Source organism: Maridesulfovibrio pacificus (SeqCode), assembly GCF_048612815.1.
GTDB classification, from domain to species: Bacteria; Desulfobacterota; Desulfovibrionia; order Desulfovibrionales; family Desulfovibrionaceae; genus Maridesulfovibrio; species Maridesulfovibrio pacificus.
In genome coordinates, this window is record NZ_JBLZNE010000001.1 from 3,246,677 (window position 1) to 3,265,909 (window position 19,233).

At 47.0% G+C, this 19,233-nt stretch carries 16 protein-coding genes; 10 read left to right on the forward strand and 6 right to left on the reverse strand.

Going from position 1 to position 19,233, the window contains the following annotated elements; translation table 11 throughout:
• Nucleotides 1–81 precede the first annotated feature (81 nt).
• The 3 genes from ACNI23_RS15000 to ACNI23_RS15010 all read left to right on the forward strand — a co-directional run bounded on the left by ACNI23_RS15000 (nt 82) and on the right by ACNI23_RS15010 (nt 2,576).
• Nucleotides 82–1,590 (forward strand): sodium-dependent transporter, encoded by a 1,509-nt coding sequence (locus ACNI23_RS15000; RefSeq protein ID WP_420249883.1) that lies wholly within the window; start codon nt 82–84, stop codon nt 1,588–1,590.
• Nucleotides 1,591–1,593: 3 nt separating this feature from the next.
• Nucleotides 1,594–1,689 carry a MetS family NSS transporter small subunit gene (locus ACNI23_RS15005; protein WP_420249885.1) on the forward strand — a complete coding sequence of 32 codons (96 nt, stop codon included), beginning with the start codon at nt 1,594–1,596 and terminating at the stop codon, nt 1,687–1,689.
• Between the two features lie 377 nt (nt 1,690–2,066).
• Nucleotides 2,067–2,576, forward strand: a complete 510-nt coding sequence (locus ACNI23_RS15010) for a nitroreductase family protein (protein WP_420249887.1) — start codon at nt 2,067–2,069, stop codon at nt 2,574–2,576.
• A 77-nt stretch (nt 2,577–2,653) separates the two neighbouring features.
• Here the strand turns inward: ACNI23_RS15010 and ACNI23_RS15015 are convergent, their stop codons facing one another.
• The gene (locus tag ACNI23_RS15015) at nt 2,654–3,346 is read right to left on the reverse strand and encodes a dienelactone hydrolase family protein (protein WP_420249888.1); all 693 of its coding nucleotides are present in this window, start codon (nt 3,344–3,346) and stop codon (nt 2,654–2,656) included.
• A 6-nt stretch (nt 3,347–3,352) separates the two neighbouring features.
• Entirely contained in the window at nt 3,353–4,303 is a 951-nt protein-coding gene (locus tag ACNI23_RS15020) for a cation diffusion facilitator family transporter (RefSeq protein WP_420249890.1), read from the reverse strand.
• Between the two features lie 405 nt (nt 4,304–4,708).
• On the opposite strand from ACNI23_RS15020, the gene sstT reads away from it, so the two are divergent.
• From sstT to ACNI23_RS15035, 3 genes are all read left to right on the forward strand, one after another.
• Entirely contained in the window at nt 4,709–5,950 is a 1,242-nt protein-coding gene (gene sstT, locus ACNI23_RS15025; RefSeq protein ID WP_420249892.1) for a serine/threonine transporter SstT, read from the forward strand.
• A gap of 100 nt (nt 5,951–6,050) precedes the next feature.
• Entirely contained in the window at nt 6,051–8,927 is a 2,877-nt protein-coding gene (locus ACNI23_RS15030; protein ID WP_420249894.1) for a DEAD/DEAH box helicase, read from the forward strand.
• Nucleotides 8,928–8,971: 44 nt separating this feature from the next.
• Entirely contained in the window at nt 8,972–9,628 is a 657-nt protein-coding gene (locus ACNI23_RS15035; protein ID WP_420249896.1) for a toxin-antitoxin system YwqK family antitoxin, read from the forward strand.
• Nucleotides 9,629–9,673: 45 nt separating this feature from the next.
• Here the strand turns inward: ACNI23_RS15035 and ACNI23_RS15040 are convergent, their stop codons facing one another.
• The 4 genes from ACNI23_RS15040 to ACNI23_RS15055 all read right to left on the reverse strand — a co-directional run bounded on the left by ACNI23_RS15040 (nt 9,674) and on the right by ACNI23_RS15055 (nt 15,354).
• The gene (locus tag ACNI23_RS15040; RefSeq protein WP_420249897.1) at nt 9,674–11,047 is read right to left on the reverse strand and encodes a sigma-54-dependent transcriptional regulator; all 1,374 of its coding nucleotides are present in this window, start codon (nt 11,045–11,047) and stop codon (nt 9,674–9,676) included.
• A 3-nt stretch (nt 11,048–11,050) separates the two neighbouring features.
• Nucleotides 11,051–12,499, reverse strand: a complete 1,449-nt coding sequence (locus tag ACNI23_RS15045; RefSeq protein ID WP_420249899.1) for a sensor histidine kinase — start codon at nt 12,497–12,499, stop codon at nt 11,051–11,053.
• 234 nt (nt 12,500–12,733) lie between these two features.
• Nucleotides 12,734–14,077, reverse strand: a complete 1,344-nt coding sequence (locus tag ACNI23_RS15050) for a phosphoglucose isomerase-related protein (RefSeq protein ID WP_420249901.1) — start codon at nt 14,075–14,077, stop codon at nt 12,734–12,736.
• 101 nt (nt 14,078–14,178) lie between these two features.
• Nucleotides 14,179–15,354 (reverse strand): pyridoxal phosphate-dependent aminotransferase, encoded by a 1,176-nt coding sequence (locus tag ACNI23_RS15055; RefSeq protein ID WP_420249902.1) that lies wholly within the window; start codon nt 15,352–15,354, stop codon nt 14,179–14,181.
• Nucleotides 15,355–15,686: 332 nt separating this feature from the next.
• On the opposite strand from ACNI23_RS15055, the gene ACNI23_RS15060 reads away from it, so the two are divergent.
• The 4 genes from ACNI23_RS15060 to ACNI23_RS15075 are packed head-to-tail and all read left to right on the forward strand — an operon-like array spanning nt 15,687 to nt 19,136.
• Nucleotides 15,687–16,040 carry a hypothetical protein gene (locus tag ACNI23_RS15060; RefSeq protein WP_420249904.1) on the forward strand — a complete coding sequence of 118 codons (354 nt, stop codon included), beginning with the start codon at nt 15,687–15,689 and terminating at the stop codon, nt 16,038–16,040.
• 21 nt (nt 16,041–16,061) lie between these two features.
• Nucleotides 16,062–16,751: a cell division ATP-binding protein FtsE gene (gene ftsE, locus ACNI23_RS15065; protein ID WP_420249906.1), complete on the forward strand. Its 690-nt coding sequence runs from the start codon at nt 16,062–16,064 to the stop codon at nt 16,749–16,751.
• The gene (locus tag ACNI23_RS15070) at nt 16,745–17,626 is read left to right on the forward strand and encodes a cell division protein FtsX (protein ID WP_420249908.1); all 882 of its coding nucleotides are present in this window, start codon (nt 16,745–16,747) and stop codon (nt 17,624–17,626) included. The genes ftsE and ACNI23_RS15070 overlap by 7 nt, the downstream gene beginning before the upstream one ends.
• 43 nt (nt 17,627–17,669) lie before the next feature.
• Nucleotides 17,670–19,136, forward strand: coding sequence for an ATP-binding protein (locus tag ACNI23_RS15075; protein ID WP_420249909.1), 1,467 nt, complete (start codon nt 17,670–17,672; stop codon nt 19,134–19,136).
• Nucleotides 19,137–19,233: the final 97 nt, after the last annotated feature.

Here is a 19,233-nt window from a genome sequence, read left to right on the forward strand (position 1 = left end):
GCGCATTTTACATATAGTTTTTGCTGAATCAGCAAAATGGTTGCTGTTTCAGCTGGTTTTTTCTTAAGGAGTTCAAACAACATGCAAAAAAGAGAAACATGGGGTTCCCGTTCCGGCTTTATTCTTGCCGCCGTGGGCTCTGCAATTGGGTTGGGTAACATCTGGCGTTTTCCCTACATGGTTTATGAAAACGGTGGTGGTGCATTCCTCATCCCCTATTTCGTAGCAATGCTTGCTGCGGGTATCCCCTTCATGATCCTTGAATTCGGTCTCGGCCAGAAATTCAAGGGTTCCGCGCCAAAAATTTTCTCATCCATTTCCAAAAAATGGGAATGGCTCGGCTGGTGGCAGGTAGTGGTTTCTTTCATCATTGCCTCTTATTACGTTGTAGTTATCGCATGGGCGATGAACTACGTGGGCCTTGCCTTCACTCAAGGATGGGGAGACGCTCCCAAGGATTTCTTCTTCGGAAGCTTCCTCGGTCTGACCGATTCCCCCATGAACATGGGCAATGTGCAGGGTTCCATCTTCCTTGCAACCGCCGCAGCCTGGGCATTCACCTTTATTGCCCTGTTTACCGGAGTTAAAGCCGGTATTGAAAGGGTAAACAAAGTATTCATGCCCCTTCTCTTCCTGCTTGTGTTTATCTTCATCGGAAGAGGTCTGATGCTCCCCGGAGCAATGGACGGTATCAACTGGCTCTTCAAGCCGGACTTCTCCGCCATCATGGACGGTAAAGTCTGGGCTGATGCATTCGGCCAGATCTTCTTCAGTCTCTCCATCGGGTTTGGTATCATGCTTTCTTATTCCAGTTACCTGCCCAAGGAATCCGACATCAACAACAACGCCTGCATGACTGTTTTCATCAACTGCGGATTCAGCATAATCTCCGGTATCATGATCTTCAGCGTGCTCGGCTACATGGCCCAGCAGCAGGGTGTTCCCATCAGTGAAGTTGCCGGTGCAGGTGTAGGCCTTGCCTTCATCACCCTGCCCACCGCAATCAACCTGATGCCCGCGCCTGTATTCTTCGGCGTGCTCTTCTTCCTGGCACTAGTCGTTGCCGGTCTCTCTTCCATGATCTCCATCAACGAAGTTATTACTTCTTCAGTAATCGACAAATTCGGTGTTTCCCGTAAGAAAGCTGTAGCAATCTGCTGCTCCCTCGGCTTTCTGGTCAGCATCGTTTTCACTACCGGAGGCGGACTTCTTCTGCTTGATATCGTTGACCACTTCGTCAACAACTTCGGTATTCTCATTGGTGGTTTCATTGAAATCGTATTTGTAGCATGGTTCTGCAATCTCGATGAAATGCGCGTTCACGTTAACAAAACCTCTGAAATCAGGGTTGGTTCCCTGTGGCTGAACAGCCTGCGCTTCATTGTTCCGGCAATGCTCGGTTTCATGATTGTGACCAACTTCATCGGTGATCTCTCCAAAAACTACGGCGGATACTCCAACACAGCTATTGTTGCATTCGGCTGGGCAACTCTTGCCCTCTGCCTTGCAGTAGGCTTCGCACTGTCCTCACAGGACCGCGCATTTGCGAATGTATCTTCCACCAACAGCAGCTTCCTCAAAAGGAGATAAGCCATGACTACCAGCGCAATCATTATGATGCTCTTCGGCCTCGCTATTACCTGGGGTGGAGCAATCACCTGCTTCCGCATTGCTTTTAAAAACAAATAGCAATTCGGACAGATCATAAAATCAAAGAAAGGGTGCACTTCTCAGGAAGTGCACCCTTTCTTCTTTAAGGAAAGGATAGGCGGTGCCGAACGGTTAGCGAGGGAGGAGAACGGCACCGCCAAGGGGTTGGACTGCAAAATAACCAAAAGTATTTCAGACCAAATCAGGGGTGTGATTATGAGTAGAATACTACAGTGAGAGTTAAAATCAAGCACTATTTATAATTATCTCTGCCTCTAGATAAAAACAAATTCCGGCAATTCGCATCAGACAAATTGTCCAACCTTATAATCATACAAAAATATGATCTGCTTTTGTCCTGCGCTGTGTTATAGAAAAGACATTCATACAATAATTATTCAACGGAGATAGTAGACATGGATGTATTTGAAGCAATCCACTCCCGCAGAAGCATCAGAAAATTCGAAGATAAAGCTGTATCTGAAGAAAACATCAAGGATATCCTCAGCGCAGCCATGATGGCCCCCAGTGCGGGAAATGCCCAGCCCTGGCAATTTATAGTTGTGGATGACCGTGAAAAGCTTAATGCCGTTCCAGACATTAACGAATATGCCGCCATGGCCAAGAACGCCCCTATAGGAATTCTTGTCTGCGGCGATCTCAGTCTTGAAAAATACGCCGGATATTGGGTACAGGATTGCTCAGCAGCCATCCAAAACCTGCTGCTCGCTACACACGCTAAAGGACTTGGCGCGGTCTGGACCGGAATCCACCCCATTGAAGAAAGAGTTCAAGGCTTTAAAAAACTGTTCAATCTGCCCGAACAGGTAATTCCGCTGGGCTTTATGGTGATCGGCCACCCCAAACAGGAATCCAAACGGAAGGATCGCTACAAAGAAGAAAGGGTTCACCGCAACAGCTGGTAGAAAACAACTTACATTTTAAAATAAGAACCCCCGGTACATCTGTGCCGGGGGTTCTTATTTTAAAATGTTTTAATTTACTATTTATTATATTTTAACCAGCTAGACACCGTATTCCACATTTCTTCAGCAAGCACTGCATCAAACCCTGCATCTTTAGGATTGGCAAAACCGTGATGTGCATTATCCAACTGAATCAAATCATATATCACTTCAGCAGCATTCATCTCTTGCCTAAACATCAATAAATGCTCTTCGGGAACCACGGGATCGTTATTTACATGGACGGCAAGTAGAGGGCATTCAATATCTCCCGCTGCTACCGGATGGCTGGTATCGAGGTAACCGTAGACCGAAACAGCACCCCTCAATTTTTCTCCGGTACGGGCAAGCTCCAAAGCCGCACCTCCGCCGAAAGAGAACCCAAGTACAAAAATCAGCTCAGGATCAACATCCGCATGATCCTGCAAAACAGCAAGACATGCCCTGGCCCGTTCACGCATAAGCTGACGGTCATTACGATAGATACGGTGAGTACTGCGAGCTTCATCTATATTGGCAGGACGATTGCTGGCGCCATAAAAATCTGCGGCAAACACAGCATAGCCCGCTGCTGCAAGACGCTTTGCATGGCTGACTGTTACTTCATTCAGTCCGGTATACTCATGAAAAAGCAATACAGCCGGAAAAGGACCTTCGCCATCAGGCAGCAACAGAATACTTTCAAGTTCAGTATCGCAATGGACGTGATTGATTTTGCAGGACTGGGACATACGTAATCAATCCTTATCTCCGAACTTTTCTCTGATCCTGATCATGGATCCGCATAGGCCGCCTATCTCGTCACAATCATATGAAGCGACATCTTCTTTCGGCTCAACATGAATGGTCACATGACAATTTTTTAAATCCGACTTGATACAGTCTTCAATCTCCGTGCATAAATCATGAGACTCAGTGAGAGTTGAATCTCCCGAAAGGAGCAGGTGAAAATCTACAAAGCGTTGTGATCCGGCCTTACGTGTCCGCAAACCGTGATAAAGCGCATCTTCTCCGCTACAATTGCGAATAGCTGCATCAATAGTCATCAGCTCTTCATGGGGAAGAGCATTATCCATCAACCCGGAGTAAGACTTCTTGATCAGTGAAAATCCCGTAAAAACAATATTCCCGGCCATAACCATAGCGATTACCGGATCGATAAATGACCATGAAGGCGGAGTGAAAAGCATCACCCCCAACCCGGCAACCAGTCCTACGGAAGTCCATACATCAGTCAGCAAGTGTTTTGCATCAGCCTCAAGAGTAATGGAATCGTGAGCCTCGGCTCCCTTAAGCATAATCTTGGCAGTTACATAATTCACTACAGAAGAAACCAATGCTATGCCCAGACCTATGCCCAAATTCTGCGGAACAGCCGGACTCAAAAACCTTTCCACCGATGCATAAATAATCCCCACTGCAGCAATTAGAATAAGCATCCCTTCAGCACCACTGGAAAAATACTCTGCTTTTCCATGTCCATAAGCATGCCGCTCATCAGCTGGTTTCAAAGCCAGGGTCAGTGTGGCCAAAGCAAACAGCGCCGCCGAAAGGTTGACCAGAGTTTCCAATGCATCGGAAAGCAAACCTACAGAATCAGTAACGTACCAAGCCCACGTTTTAAGGAACATGGTAATAATTGAAGCTGCAATTGAATAGTAAATGTACTTTTGTGGAGATTCAGCCATGTTTTTGTCCTGTTTTCAATTTAGATCTTAAAAAAAGTTACATAGTGGTCATCAGTACAACAAGCAATCACCAATTTTACGTTTTTAGAAAAATTTTATCAAAATATCTTGCGATTAGAAAAATGACGGTCATATATTGACGCATTTTTTTATTATAAAACACATTATTGACTGAATATACATTCAGTACTTTATTCAAAATCGGACACTATACAATAGTAACCTAATGTTGTGCAACTATCTATGCTTGTGTTTTGCTTATTGTTTTTTTGCTCAATACGAAAAAAAACAGGGTTTAAATTAACTATTAATTTATTTGACACAAAAATGTTGACAAGAATCTCAACATCTACCTATGACCAAAGCCGTCTAGCATAATTTTTTTTCAAAACACGGGGGATAAAAATGACTCAATCAACTAACATCTTTAAACGCATTGCATCCGGCAGTCTGGTAGTACAGATCATGATCGGTATTGCAGCAGGTATCGCACTGGCAACCGTTGCTCCCGAAGCAGCAAAATCTATCAGCATTCTTGGTAGCCTTTTTGTTAAGGGCCTGAAAGCAGTTGCACCTATCCTGGTTTTCGTAATTGTTGCAGCATCCATCGCAAACCAGAAAAAAGGCGCGCACACCAACATGCGTTCCATTATTTCCCTGTACCTGATCGGAACATTCATGTCCGCACTGGTTGCTGTTACCATGAGCTTCCTGATGCCCACCACCCTTACCCTTGTTGCAACTGAAACCAGTGCAACCCCTCCCGGTGGTATTGCTGAAGTTCTGAACACCCTGCTTTTCAAGATCGTGGATAACCCGGTCAACGCTCTTTATACCGGTAACTTCATCGGTATCCTTGCTTGGGCCCTCGCTCTCGGTTTCTTTTTCCAGCATGCAAGCGATGCAACCAAACAGGTTCTGAATGACATCTCCGACGGCGTTTCCGGAATCGTTAAACTGGTTATCCGCTTTGCACCTCTGGGTATTTTCGGTCTGGTATCCAACACCATCGCCACTACCGGTTTTGCCGCATTGGCAGGATACAGCCACCTGATCATGGTTCTGCTCATCTCCATGGGTACCATCGCTCTGGTAATCAACCCGGCCATCGTATTCTTCAAGACCAAACGCAATCCTTACCCCCTCGTTTTCACCTGCCTGCGTGAAAGTGGTATTACCGCATTCTTTACCCGCAGCTCCGCAGCGAACATTCCGGTTAACATGGAACTGTGTGAGAAACTCGACCTGCACGAAGACACTTACTCCGTATCCATCCCCCTCGGCGCTACCATTAACATGGGTGGTGCAGCGATCACCATCACCGTTATGACCCTTGCTGCGGTACATACCCTCGGTATTCAGGTTGACATTGCAACAGCACTGTTGCTCAGCATCATCGCTTCCGTATCCGCTTGCGGTGCTTCCGGTGTTGCCGGCGGTTCCCTGCTGCTGATCCCCCTCGCATGCTCCCTCTTCGGTGTTCCCAACGAAATCTCCATGCAGGTTGTTGCTGCAGGTTTCATCGTTGGTGTAATTCAGGACTCCGCTGAAACCGCACTGAACAGCTCCACAGACGTTATCTTCACCGCTGCTTCTGACATTGCAGCCAAGAACGCTGAAACTGCTGCTGAAACTGTAAAAGCATAACTTACGCTTTACAGACCAAGCTAATTCAAGGGCCGTGTGTTTCGACACACGGCCCTTTTTTCTTGACGAATCTTAATTACGATATGACTCTATTTGCCTGATGCATGATCAAGACAGAATCCAAGAATATATCAACTCCCTGCTCGCTTCACCTACCATGGGCGATCAAGTTGTCCACCACAGGACCATGGACGGAACAGATCCCTCCTATGGCGCACCGCGCCGCCCTTTTTCACCCTCGGTAAATTCCGTACTCGGGTTCAGAAATATTGAGCAGCTGTATTCCCATCAGGCTGAGGCTACGGATTACGCCCGCGCCGGACGCAACGTGGTTGTTGCCACTCCTACAGCAAGCGGAAAGACCCTGACTTATAACCTGCCGGTGCTGGAACAATGTCTGCGTGATCCCGATTCCCACGCACTTTATCTTTTCCCGCTCAAGGCCCTTGCGCAGGACCAGCTCAAAACATTCAATGAGATGGCTGCGCTGCTCCCGGAACACGCCCGTCCAGAAGCAGCTATCTATGATGGCGACACCTCCCCCTACAGACGCAAGAAAATACGTGATACCCCGCCTGCAGTAATCCTGACCAACCCGGAAATGCTGCATCTTTCCATGTTGCCGTACCATGAGAAATGGGCGCCATTCCTAGCCGGATTGACCCACATTGTTGTTGATGAAGTCCACACCTACCGCGGAGTGATGGGATCGCACATGGCTATGGTTTTCCGCCGCCTGCTGCGCATCTGTAGATATTATGGAGCCAATCCTTCATTCATCTTTTCTTCAGCTACCGTGGGCAATCCTGCACAGCTCTGCCACGACCTGACCGGACTGGAAGTAAACCCAATCACCGAATCAGGAGCGGCTTCCGGCAAACGCAACTACATATTTTTCAATCCGGTTGTTTCACCTTACAGCGCCGCAATTCAGCTGCTCAAGGCCGGACTCGCACGCGGCCTGCGGACGATCGTCTACACCCAGTCGCGCAAGATGACCGAACTTATCGCCATGTGGGTCAACGAAAAAGCCGGAGAATACAAGGACCGCATCAGTGCCTACCGGGCCGGATTCCTGCCCGAAGAACGGCGAGAGATTGAGCAGAAGATGTCTTCCGGGGAATTGCTGGCGGTTATCTCCACCAGCGCCCTTGAACTGGGCATTGATATCGGGGGGCTCGATCTCTGCATTATGGTGGGCTATCCCGGTTCAGTAATGGCTACTCTTCAGCGAGGAGGCCGCGTTGGGCGCAGCCAACGCGAATCAGCTGTAATCCTCATCGGGCAGGAGGATGCTCTCGATCAATATTTCATGCGCAACCCCGAGGACTTCTTTTCCCGCCCAGCTGAAAACGCAGTACTCAATCCTTACAATCCGGTAATCATGCAACGACATTTAGTCTGCGCCGCAGCGGAACTAACCCTGCGCGATAACGACTATCTGCTTCGTGATGAAGAAATCAAAAAACGGGTAACTGAACTGGAAAAAGAAGGAATATTGCTACGCAACAAACGCGGCGATGAAATATATTCCACACGCAAACGTCCGCACCGTGAAGTCTCCCTGCGCGGAGCCGGATCAACCATGCACATTGAGGACTCCGCCAATGGAGCCACCATCGGCACCATTGATGAAGTTCGGGCCTATTCCGAAGCACACGAGGGTGCAGTATACATCCATCGCGGCTCCACTTACTGCATCAAAGAACTGGACCTCGGAGCCAAGAAGATCAAGGCCGCAAAGGAACGCGTAGGTTACTACACCCGGGCACGAAAAAATAAATCCACTGAAATCCTTGAGGTCTATTCCCAGAAAAAAGTCTTCGGCATTGTCATGCGCTTCGGAAGGCTGCGGGTAACTGAACAAGTCACCGGATATGAAAAGCGGGCTGTAAAAGGTGGAAAGCTGCTTGGAATAGTGCCGCTGGACATGCCCCCGGTAGTATTTGAAACCCAAGGTTTGTGGATGGAAATTTCACCTGAGATCAAACGCAGGGCCGAAGAGGATTTTATCCATTTCATGGGCGGTATCCATGCCGTGGAGCATGCTGCAATCGGCATAACTCCCCTGCTGGTACTTACCGACCGCAACGATCTTGGCGGTATTTCCACGCCCATGCACGAGCAGGTAGATGGTCCGGCGGTCTTTATCTATGACGGCATTCCCGGTGGCGCAGGACTGACCATGCAGGCTTTTGAACAGGCTGAAGAACTACTTGAACGCACCTTACAGGTCATCGTAGACTGTGAATGCGAGCTGGGCTGCCCCACGTGTGTACATTCCCCTAAATGCGGTTCCGGCAACCGGCCCATCGATAAGGCTGCGGCCGTTTACGTGCTGGAAAACATGGTTAACGGACAACCACCGGAAAAAATAGAGGATTTATCTATGGTACTGGTTCCCTTCGGCGAAGATGTAAAAAAGGAAGAAAGCTCCAAAGAACCCAAAAGCTTTGGCGTGCTTGATGTGGAAACCCGCCGCTCGGCGCAGGATGTAGGCGGCTGGCACAAGGCCGAACGCATGGGCATTTCCATTGCCGTGCTCTACGATTCCACTGAAGATAAATATTTCGAATATGAAGAAGATCAAATCCCGGAAATGATGGAACGCGTCCAAAAGCTGGACCTGATCATCGGCTTCAACATTGAACGATTCGATTACAAGGTCCTGTCCGGTATCCATCCCTTCAACTACAAAGGATTGCCCACGCTGGACCTGCTGCTCAAGGTCTATGAACGGCTGGGTTACCGCCTGAAGCTGGATAACATCGCCCAGGCGACTCTTGATGCCGCCAAAAGTGCGGACGGCCTACAGGCTCTTGAATGGTGGAAAGAAGGCCGTCTGGACCTAATTACCGAATACTGCAAGCAGGACGTGGCAGTTACCCGCGATGTCTACCTGTTTGGCAAAGAGAACGGATACGTGTTATTTACTAATAAGGAAAAGAAAAAAGTAAGATTGCCAGTTGACTGGTAATCAGATGGTTTAGAAAGCACCATCTGCGGAAAATGGAGATGAGTATGCCTAGAAAGTTGCTGTTTTGTTTGATGACCTTGTTTTTAATGCTGCTGACCGCATGCTCACAGCAGGAAGCTACTTTCTACGAGCTCAGCTTTGAGCAGGATAAGATTATTCTTATCGACACCAATAAGCCATTCAGCGGAATCTACACAGAATATTACGACGCAGGACAGCAATTCCCCAAGAGCCGGATTGTAATTAAGAATGGAGTAATGGAAGGCAGATTCTACCACTATTACCCGGATGGAAAACTGCGCGAAAGGGGTACGCACAGTGACGGCATAATTTACGGATACCACTCCCTCTACTGGCCCAACGGTAATATTAAGCAAAAGTTCTTCGTAGGCCGGGACAAGGCAGGATACAATTACGAATATTTTGATAACGGTAAGATAAGGGAAATGCGCCATTACAACGCGCAGGCCCAGCTGGATGGCAAGTCCTTCACCTTTCACCGCAACGGCAATGTTAAAGATGAGATGAATTACAAGAAGGGCAAGCGCGAAGGCTTATTCATCACCAAGGACAAAGCCGGATTTCTAGTCAATGTCTTTGAATACCGTGACGATGTCTTGCAGGAACATGCCCGAGATAATGATCTATCCGATCATTCCAAGTATTCGGCCAAGACGACTATGTACTATAATTTTCTGTAAAAAAAAGGGGTGGTGAACGTTGTTCACCACCCCTTTTTAAGTATCTTATTTCCCAGTGATTTTATACTTCTTCAGCTTATACTGCAAAAGACTCTTGGAGATTCCAAGCATATCAGCGGCATCAACCTTGACGAAGTTACTTGCGACCAACGCCCTTCGTACCAGTGTAGCTTCGATCTTATCCAACGTATCGGCAAGATTGAGCTTTGAAGGCAATAAGTCAACGGCGCTCTTGAACTGCGCTTCCTCATCTTTGATCTCAGCGGGCAGGTCTTCGGTCTCAATTACCTTGCCGGATGAAAGCACAACACAACGTTCCACGACGTTCTGCAACTGACGCACGTTTCCGGGCCATTCGTAGGCGGTCATGTAATCCATAGCAGCCGGGGCAAAACCGTCAAATTCCTTATTGTTGTCAGCGGAATAGGTGGCAAGGAAATGGTCGACCAGAAAAGGGATGTCCTCGCGACGCTCACGCAGGGGCGGCATTTCGATGCTGACTACATTGAGACGGTAATAAAGATCTTCACGGAACTCGCCCTTTTCCACAGCTTCCTTGAGATTCTTGTTAGTCGCGGCGACAATGCGAATATTAACCTTGATAGGTTCCCCACCACCCACGCGCTCAATGGTCTTTTCCTGCAACACGCGCAACAGCTTGACCTGCATATCATGAGAAATTTCGCCTATCTCATCGAGAAAGAGTGTACCTTGATCCGCAGCTTCAAAACGGCCACGCTTGCGGGCCACGGCTCCGGTAAAAGAACCTTTTTCATGTCCGAAAAGTTCGCTCTCAAGAACACCGGTGTTAAAAGCCATGCAGTTAACGGAAACAAAGGGCTTGTCACAACGCGGTGAAGCCTGATGAATAGCCTGCGCCACAAGCTCTTTACCGGTCCCGGATTCCCCGGTGATCAACACAGTGGAGCTACCCGGAGCGGCCTTGCTGATCATATCAAAGACCTGCAGCATGGGCTTGGAACGTCCGATTATATTGCTGGGTGAATAGCGGTCTTTAATCTGTTCGCGAAGTTGCCTGTTTTCCTGTTGTGCTTTGGCAAACTGAGCAGCCTTGGTAACGGAAAGAATCAGTTCCTCATTGGCAAAAGGCTTGGTTATGTAGTCAAAAGCACCTATTTTCATAGCCTCAACAGCTGATTCAATAGAACCGAAAGCGGTCATTATAATTACCGGAATGTGAGAAAAATTCTTTTTCACATGCTCCAGCACATCCTGCCCGGTCAGCTTGGGCATTTTCATATCGGTGATGACCAGATCAACTTCTGATTCATCAAGATAGGCCAGACCTGTTTCCGGGTCGGAAAGGGCGGTAATGGTATACCCCTCATCTGAAAGCAAGGCTTCCAGAATGAGTAGATAGTTCTGTTCGTCGTCCAGTATGAGAATATTTGCAGGCATTTTCTAACAGTCTTTCTTTTTAGGTAAAAATATTTCCAAACGCGCCCCGCCTTCAGGATTATTCCCGATGCGCAGCTTTCCGTTATGGCTTTCCACAATATTGGTCACAATTGCAAGCCCTAAGCCTGTTCCATTATCTTTTGTTGTAAAAAACGGATCTTTAACTTTCTCGATTATTTCAGGCGTGAACCCGGAACCGGAATCACTTACAACCACACTTATTCCACCCTCTGCTTCATTTATGGAAACAGCAATATACCCATCCTTTTCCACAGCCTGCATGGCGTTGCCGACAAGGTTATAAAAAGCGCGATAAAGCAGGTCTTCATCACCGCAAACCTGATGTCCCGGAAGATATTCCCTCTTAAGCTCAATATTGCTTTGACGGCATTTGGATTCCAGAAACATATAAATTTTATCCAGCAAATCTGCAGGATCAAGTGCGGTCATGGCAATCTTACGCGGCCTTGCGTAATCAAGAAAATCGCTCACTGTGCGGCTCAACCGTTTGGTTTCCTCATGGATAGCACCCAGAATCTTAACATTGACCGGATCGCTTTCCTTCATCCTCTTGAGCAAAAGCTCTGAACTGGAGCGGATAATTCCCAACGGATTACGAATCTCATGGGCCACACCGGAAACCATACGTCCGATACTGGCCAATTTTTCGCTCTGGTTAAGTTCTTTCTCAAAATCACGCCGTTCGCGCATACGTTGTTCATTGATAATATCAGCACGGCGGATAATGGCCATGATAGTGGCGAAAAGAATCAAAGCTGAAAAACTGGAAGTGAACAGGATCAAGCGCTCAAAATTAATAACCGACTGATAGTCCTCGGTAATATCCTGAGTAATCTCCATCACGCCCATGATCACATTCTCATCAATATTCAAACTCTTTTCAGAACGCAGCGGATAAACGATCTTAAGCTGCATTGTTCCGGGGCGCATATGAAAATCAAAAAGAAGGGCCAGCGTTGATTTCTTACTGATGAACTCATATCTAGGCTTACCGCTTTCAATGACCTCTTTGATGAACCCTCCGCCAAGATCATCCCTGCCGATTATTTCGGTATCAGTCGAATATGAAATCGTAAATTCCGGATCATAGATGCGCACTTCGTTTACTTTGAAACTGTGAACAGTAGAACGAACAACCTGATCAAGACGCTCCATCTGTTCCTTATTTTTCAACCCGATGCGCCCGTAACCGATAAGAGTAGGTAGAATAAAACGGCGATAAATCTGGTGGTTTAAGTTCTCAGCCTGCAACAAGGCGAATTGCTTCTGCTTTTCCAGAAGAGTTTCATCCGCATGTTTAGCCAGGAAAACAGAAAGTCCAAGGCTGCTGGCAATAATAACAATCAGCAAAGTCCATGAAAGAAGCTTAACAAGCTGAAATGATTTAACTTGTAAATCTTGATGTTGCGAATCTTGATGTTGCGAATCCAAAAGAATGCCTCCGCGGCCCTTCGGGGACCAGATAACCATTTTATAAAAGGGCTCTCTGGACTCTCCTAAAACTTTTAATAGATATAATTGAGTAATAGATTGCTTATTCGTGCCTCAAAGAAGGCAGGTAGTAAAGAGAAAGGGGCAACTTAGGGTCATTCCTAAATTGCCCCAATTAAATCAACCAGGGAGTGCAGAGATGATTATCAAAAAGCGCGACAGCGCATCAACTCCCTAAAATTCCTGTTCTTCCCGCTTAGTATTCAGAAAGGAATTAAGACTTTCCTTTTCCTTTTCCAAACCCTCAGCGCCAAGACGTGCCTTGGCGAGCAACTTACCCATTTCCACTGCAGGCTGGTCAATAGGATTAATCTCGATCAGCCAACCGGTGAAAATGGTTGCAGCCATAAGCAGACCCATGAGACGACCGGCGGATTCCTCGGAATCATCACCCATCTGCATTTCAACCAACGGGACTTTATTTGCGGCAAGAGCCATCTTGGTCCCGAGGCCTTCAGCATGGATCAATTCACCAAAACTCTTACCTTTAAGATAAGCGAAATTGTCCGGAATATCGTCCGAAAAGGGAGCTCCTTCAGGCAAAGAGGGACAGGTCAGGAACAGACAACCTTTGTTACGCGGTCCATCCAGAAACATCTGGTTTACGGAATGCTGGTCTGTGGCTCCGGTGGCCGGAAGCGGCTGACTGCCCTTGCCTTCCTTACCGAGACTTTCAGCCCAGAGCTGGGCAAACCACTGCCCGAAGCAGGCCCATTGCGGAATGTAGGAAAAGAAAATCAGCTCGTTGTACCCTTCACCCATCAAACCGGATGCCCAGCAGGCCATTTTAAAAGCCGGATGGCTACTCAGCAGATCACCGTTAAGAGCCGGCGATGCCAAGGGCGAGAGGACAGCAGAAGCACCTTCCACCAGCGAGCGGTAATCAATACCCATGAACATTGCCGGAAGCAACCCGACAGCAGAAAGAACGGAATATCTGCCTCCGAGATAGTCAGGAACTTCGAGGGTGCGTACGGAAAATTCATCGGCCTGCTCACGCAGGAATCCCTTTTCCTTATCGGTTACAAAAAGAAGGTTGCGGTTCCAGTTATCACCAAGGTCCTGCTTAAGTTTATCGCGGACAAGGAAATACTGGCTGATTGTTTCGATTGTGCCGCCGGATTTGGAGACAACCGCAACAAGTGTTTTATCAAGAGGAAGTTTTTGCAGATATGCGTCAAGGGTCTTGGCGCAGACATTGTCAGCAATCCAGAGCCACGGACCTTCATGTCCGGGCTGATCCTGCTGCGGAAAGAAAGCCTTCTGCAAAGCACGTGCTCCAAGTGCGGAACCACCTATACCCAGCAGAAGCATATGGTCGAAGCTTTTTACGTAATCTTCAAGGCCGTCCAGATCATGGAGCAGGGAAGCCATGAACGGCATGGAGCAGAAAGGCAGTTTACCTTCAGCCACTTCTCCGCTGAATCTTGCAGCAATGGAAGCTGCGGAATCACAATGGGATTCAGAATCAAGACGTTCGTACCAGCTGTCGGTCCAATCAAGAATATTAACAGCCATATTCGACCTCCCTTAGTATGGGTTGCAGCCTCTCCCGGTAATCATCAACCGGGAGAGGCTGATTTTTTCATCAATCAAATATGACTATGTTTACTTTTTTTTTATTTTCCCATCAACACTTTGCCGATTTTTTCCAGTGAATTTTTGAGAACTTCATCATCCACGGCATAAGAGAAGCGGATACAGCGGTCATCACCGAAAGCGGAACCGGGTACGAGAGCTACTCCGGCTTCCTCCAGAATCTTGGTGCACATGGAAGCGGAATCCGGGGTTTCTTCAGTGTAGAAGGTATCCAGAACCGGGAAGAGATAGAAGGCTCCGTCCGGTTTGGGGCAGATAACACCGGGCCATGATGTGATGATATCGTAAGCAAGGTCACGACGACGCTGAAACTTAACGCACATTTCATCAATAAGATCCCAAGGTCCTTCAAAAGCAGCCAGTGCAGCTTTCTGGGCCATGGTGTTTACGTTTGAAGTGGACTGGCCCTGAATCTTGATCATGGCTTTTACCAGATCGGCATGGGCAAGGGTGGTTCCAACACGCCACCCGGTCATGGCAAAACTCTTGGAGAGCGCACCTACAATGGCTACGTCTTCAGGGTTCTTTTCCCAGAAATTGGAAAGAGTTGAATACTCGGCCGGTTTATATACCAGACGATCGTAAACTTCATCAGAAACAATGAAGATGCCTTTGGACTTGGCCCAGTTGGCAATTTCATCAAGCTGTGCCTGAGGGTAATGTCCACCGGTAGGGTTGGAGGGAGTGTTCAGGATCAGCAGTCTTGTTTTTTCAGTACATGCTGCTTCAAGATCTTTGATCTCCGCCAGAAAGCCGGACTCGGCAGTTGTAGGCACGATGACCGGCTTACCTTCAGCCAACTCAACCATAGCAGGGTAACTTACCCAGTAGGGAGCAGGAATAAGCACTTCATCGCCTGGATCGATCAGGGCCATGAACAGATTATACAGAGAATGCTTACCACCATTACTGATAATGGTATTCTCAGCTTCAGCTTTTGCACCGTAAAATTTACCATAGTAATTTGCCACAGCTGTGCGCAGTTCCGGGAGTCCGGGCACTGCAGTATAACGGTGAAATCCATCATCAACAGCTTTCTTCATAGCTTCGCAGACATGCGCCGGAGTAGGACAATCAGGCTCGCCAACCGCGAGGCTTACGATTTCCTTACCCTGTGCGCGCAGTTCCTGTGCCTTGGCATTTACTGCCAGAGTTGCTGACGGTTTAGCCCTCATAAGTCTTTCAGAAATTTTCATATCTCTTTCCTGCTGCTTAAGTTATATGTTAATCCACGGCCATTGACGATATTTAAGCATGCCCCGTAACTAAGGAATTTCACCAGTTGCGACACTATCTAATGAAGCACTCGAAAGGTGCAGAATTGTCAGGATTGTCATTAAGGTCCATGCTCTATACGGGAACTTAATTGAAAACATCAAAAACGTAAATCTCTCTGTGGGGCATATCCCACTTTACAACTATATTTTTGACCGTTTACCGAAAGAAAGGTCCCACAATCCGCTTAATATAATGTTTTTTGCAAAACTGTCGCACCCCTGCTACAACCGCATTCGAGGAGTTTACGAATATGATTTACAGATTCTTAATTTTGACCGTACTGCTGATGAGTCTTGCTGCCTGCGCCCCTGTTATGATGACCGGTGAAGTCACATCTGAAAAAGGGATTTCTCTCGGGACGGTGGAAATGACCGCCAACAAAAGACCGGAACTTGAAGCATACACTATTAAAGCCCAACTGCCTGATGAAACAGTTTTTAACGGTGATATCAAGTACCATGAAAAATCCGTCACCCTGTACAGCCATGACGGGGTCAGCATGAAATGTAACTTTGACTTGAAAGACCAGCTCAAGAAATTCGAAGGCGGCGGAAAAGGTTCCTGTACCACTTCTGACGGCCAGAAGATGACTGTAAAATTCTAGCTATTTTCTACGGTGAATTAAATGATCCGGCTTAACCGGCTTTCATACAACTTCGGCTCCAACTGGGCTTTGAAAGATGTATCCCTGCATATCCAAAAAGGGGAATTTATCTTCCTGACCGGACATTCCGGAGCAGGCAAAACCACCCTTATGCGTCTGCTTTACGGTGCCCTGCCACTCACCCGTGGTCAGGCATCTGTTGCCGGATACGATCTGCATGATATTAAACGCGGTCAGATTCCCATGCTGCGCCGTGAGCTTGGTGTTGTCTTTCAGGATTTCAAGATCCTGCCAAACCGCTCAGTATACGAAAATGTTTCCCTCGCTCTTACAGTCCGCAGCATGCCCAAGTCAGTTGTGGATAAAAGGGTCAGGGCTATTATCCGCGCTCTCGGACTTGAAAAGAAAACCTACTCCAAATGCAGCAGTCTTTCCGGAGGTGAACAGCAGCGTGTAGCCATTGCCCGGGCAATGGTGGTCAATCCCAAACTGATCATTGCCGACGAACCTACCGGAAACCTCGACTTTGAACTTTCCCTGCATTTGATGGATGTTTTCAAACAATTTCACACTCATGGAACCACAGTAGTCATGGCAACCCACAGCCGTGAAATTCTGCGCTGTGTACCTGAAGCCAGAATCATCCACCTTGAAGACGGCCAGCTCTGCGAACCACCGGAATACCTTACCTCGGAGCTCTGCCCATGTTAGCACTTTTCTTCAGGCTCATCGGCCGTGGTATCCGCGATCTGGGATTGCACCCGTGGGCTAATATTTTCACCCTTGTGGCTGTGACCATGGTCTCCATCATGGCCGGATTGTTCATGCTCACCCTGCATAACGTCAATCAGGAACTCCTCAAGAGTAAAGGGCAGGTTGAAATCCAGATGTTCTGGGCTTCAAATACACCGGCTGAAGATTATGAAAAGCAATGGGCCGACCTACGCAATATTGAAGGTCTGAAAGACATCCGTACATTCACCCCGGAAAACGCCTTAAAGCAGCTTTCAGAAGCATTAAGCGACAGTGGAGATTTCTCATGGCTCGGTAAATCAAGGAACCCTCTGCCGCCCACCGCCCTGCTTTCTTTTTCCGTAGAACAGGGTGTTGAAAATGAACGTTGGGCCGCAGATTTGCTGCATGACCTTAAAGCACTTCCCTTTGTGGACAAGGTGCATTACAATCCTCTGCAGATTGACCTTGCAAGGGGCTGGATCAGCCTGACCCAATCCATAGTCTGGCCCATCATCGCTTTCCTCGGCCTGATAGTCGCACTGGTTGTCGGAAACACCATGCGCCTTTCACTCATGACCCGCAAAGATGAAATAGAAATCCTATATCTAGTGGGTGCCAAGCAATGGTTTATCCGCCTTCCGCTCCTAACCGGAGGGGCACTGCTCGGACTCGTCGGAAGTTCAACAGCCCTAGGTATCCTTTACGCTGCCCAGCAATTTTTCACAGATATCCTGAACTTTCCGCCGCTATTCATGAAATTGACCTTCCTGCCCCCAGAACAATGCCTTATACTGGCAGGAACCGTCACCCTGATCGGAATGCTGAGCAGCTTTGTGGCTGTTAAGAATTAAAAATTCACTCCTGAACAATCAGGATTTTTCCACTAAGGTTTCCATGACTATTGAATTATCTCACGATGATTTACTGAGCCTTCTTCAGGAGCTGCGTAAGCAACCGAATGAAACAGAATGGCTGGAATTCAAGCACAACTATGCTAACCAAAATAGTTTGGGTGAATATATTTCTGCCTTGGCTAATTCAGCAGCCCTTTCAGGTAAAGTGTGCGCATATCTTGTTTGGGGTATCGATGATAAATCGCACGATATTTTAGGTACTAATTTCAACCCCAATAAAACCAAAATTGGTAATGAAGAACTCGAAAGCTGGTTACTTCGATCTTTGGCACCAAAAATCAATTTTAAATTTTATTCCTTTGAGGTAGATAATCTTAAAGTTGTCTTGCTAGAAATTGGCGCGGCTTTTCGACACCCTCTTCAATTTAAAGGAACTGAATTCATCAGAGTCGGCTCATATAAAAAACGTTTAAAGGACTTTCCTGAAAAAGAACGTGAACTTTGGAGAATATTTGATAACACTCCTTTTGAAAAAGAAATAGCTGCTGAAAATATTACTGCTGACGACGTTATCAAACTACTAGACTATCCTGCATATTTCGACCTCCTTTCCGCCCCTCTTCCCGAAGGACGTAACGGCATACTTGAATCCCTAGCTGCGGACGAAATGATCGTAGCAACAGATTCTGGCAAATGGAGTATCACTAATTTAGGCGCCGTTCTTTTTGCAAAAAAACTTGCGAGCTTTAACACGCTGAGAAGAAAAGGTGTGCGAGTTATTCAATACGATGGAGACAGCCGCATTTCTACAATTAAAGAACAGGAAGGATCCAAGGGGTACGCGAGTGGTTTTGAAGGTTTAATTGAATTCATAACTAATATGCTGCCCAGCAATGAAATTATAGGTAAAGCTCTTCGCAAGAATGTCCCTGTTTTTCCTGAACTGGCAATACGCGAGTTAATAGCAAACGCAATCATCCATCAAGATTTCCATGCAACCGGGACCGGACCCATGGTTGAGATTTTTTCGGATCGCATGGAAATAACTAACCCCGGAATACCGCTAGTAAACACTCAGCGCTTTTTAGATAGCCCGCCAAAATCAAGAAATGAATCTTTAGCTTCATTTATGAGGCGTGTAGGTATTTGTGAAGAACGTGGCAGTGGTATTGATAAAGTCGTCTTTCAAACTGAAATTTATCAACTTCCGGCCCCTCTTTTTGAAATTACGGACGAACACTTAAGGGTAGTATTATTTTCATATAAGGAATTTAAAGACATGGATAAAGATGATCGTATTAGAGCATGCTATCTTCACGCATGTCTGCATTACGTAAATCGCAAACCAATGACTAACGCCTCTCTACGTGAACGCTTTGGGATTGAAAGTAAAAACAGTGCCATGGTCTCACGCTTAATTAAAGAAGCTCTAGAAACAGGATTAATCAAATACCATGAGTCAACAGCAGGAAATAGGGGAAGAAAATACATCCCATGCTGGGCTTAAGATTTCAATCCACAGACTTTCATAATTATTTGACTACCATTTGACTGAAGCAGGACTTGAAGTCCCACATAAGAAAAAAAAACAATAATAACAGTAT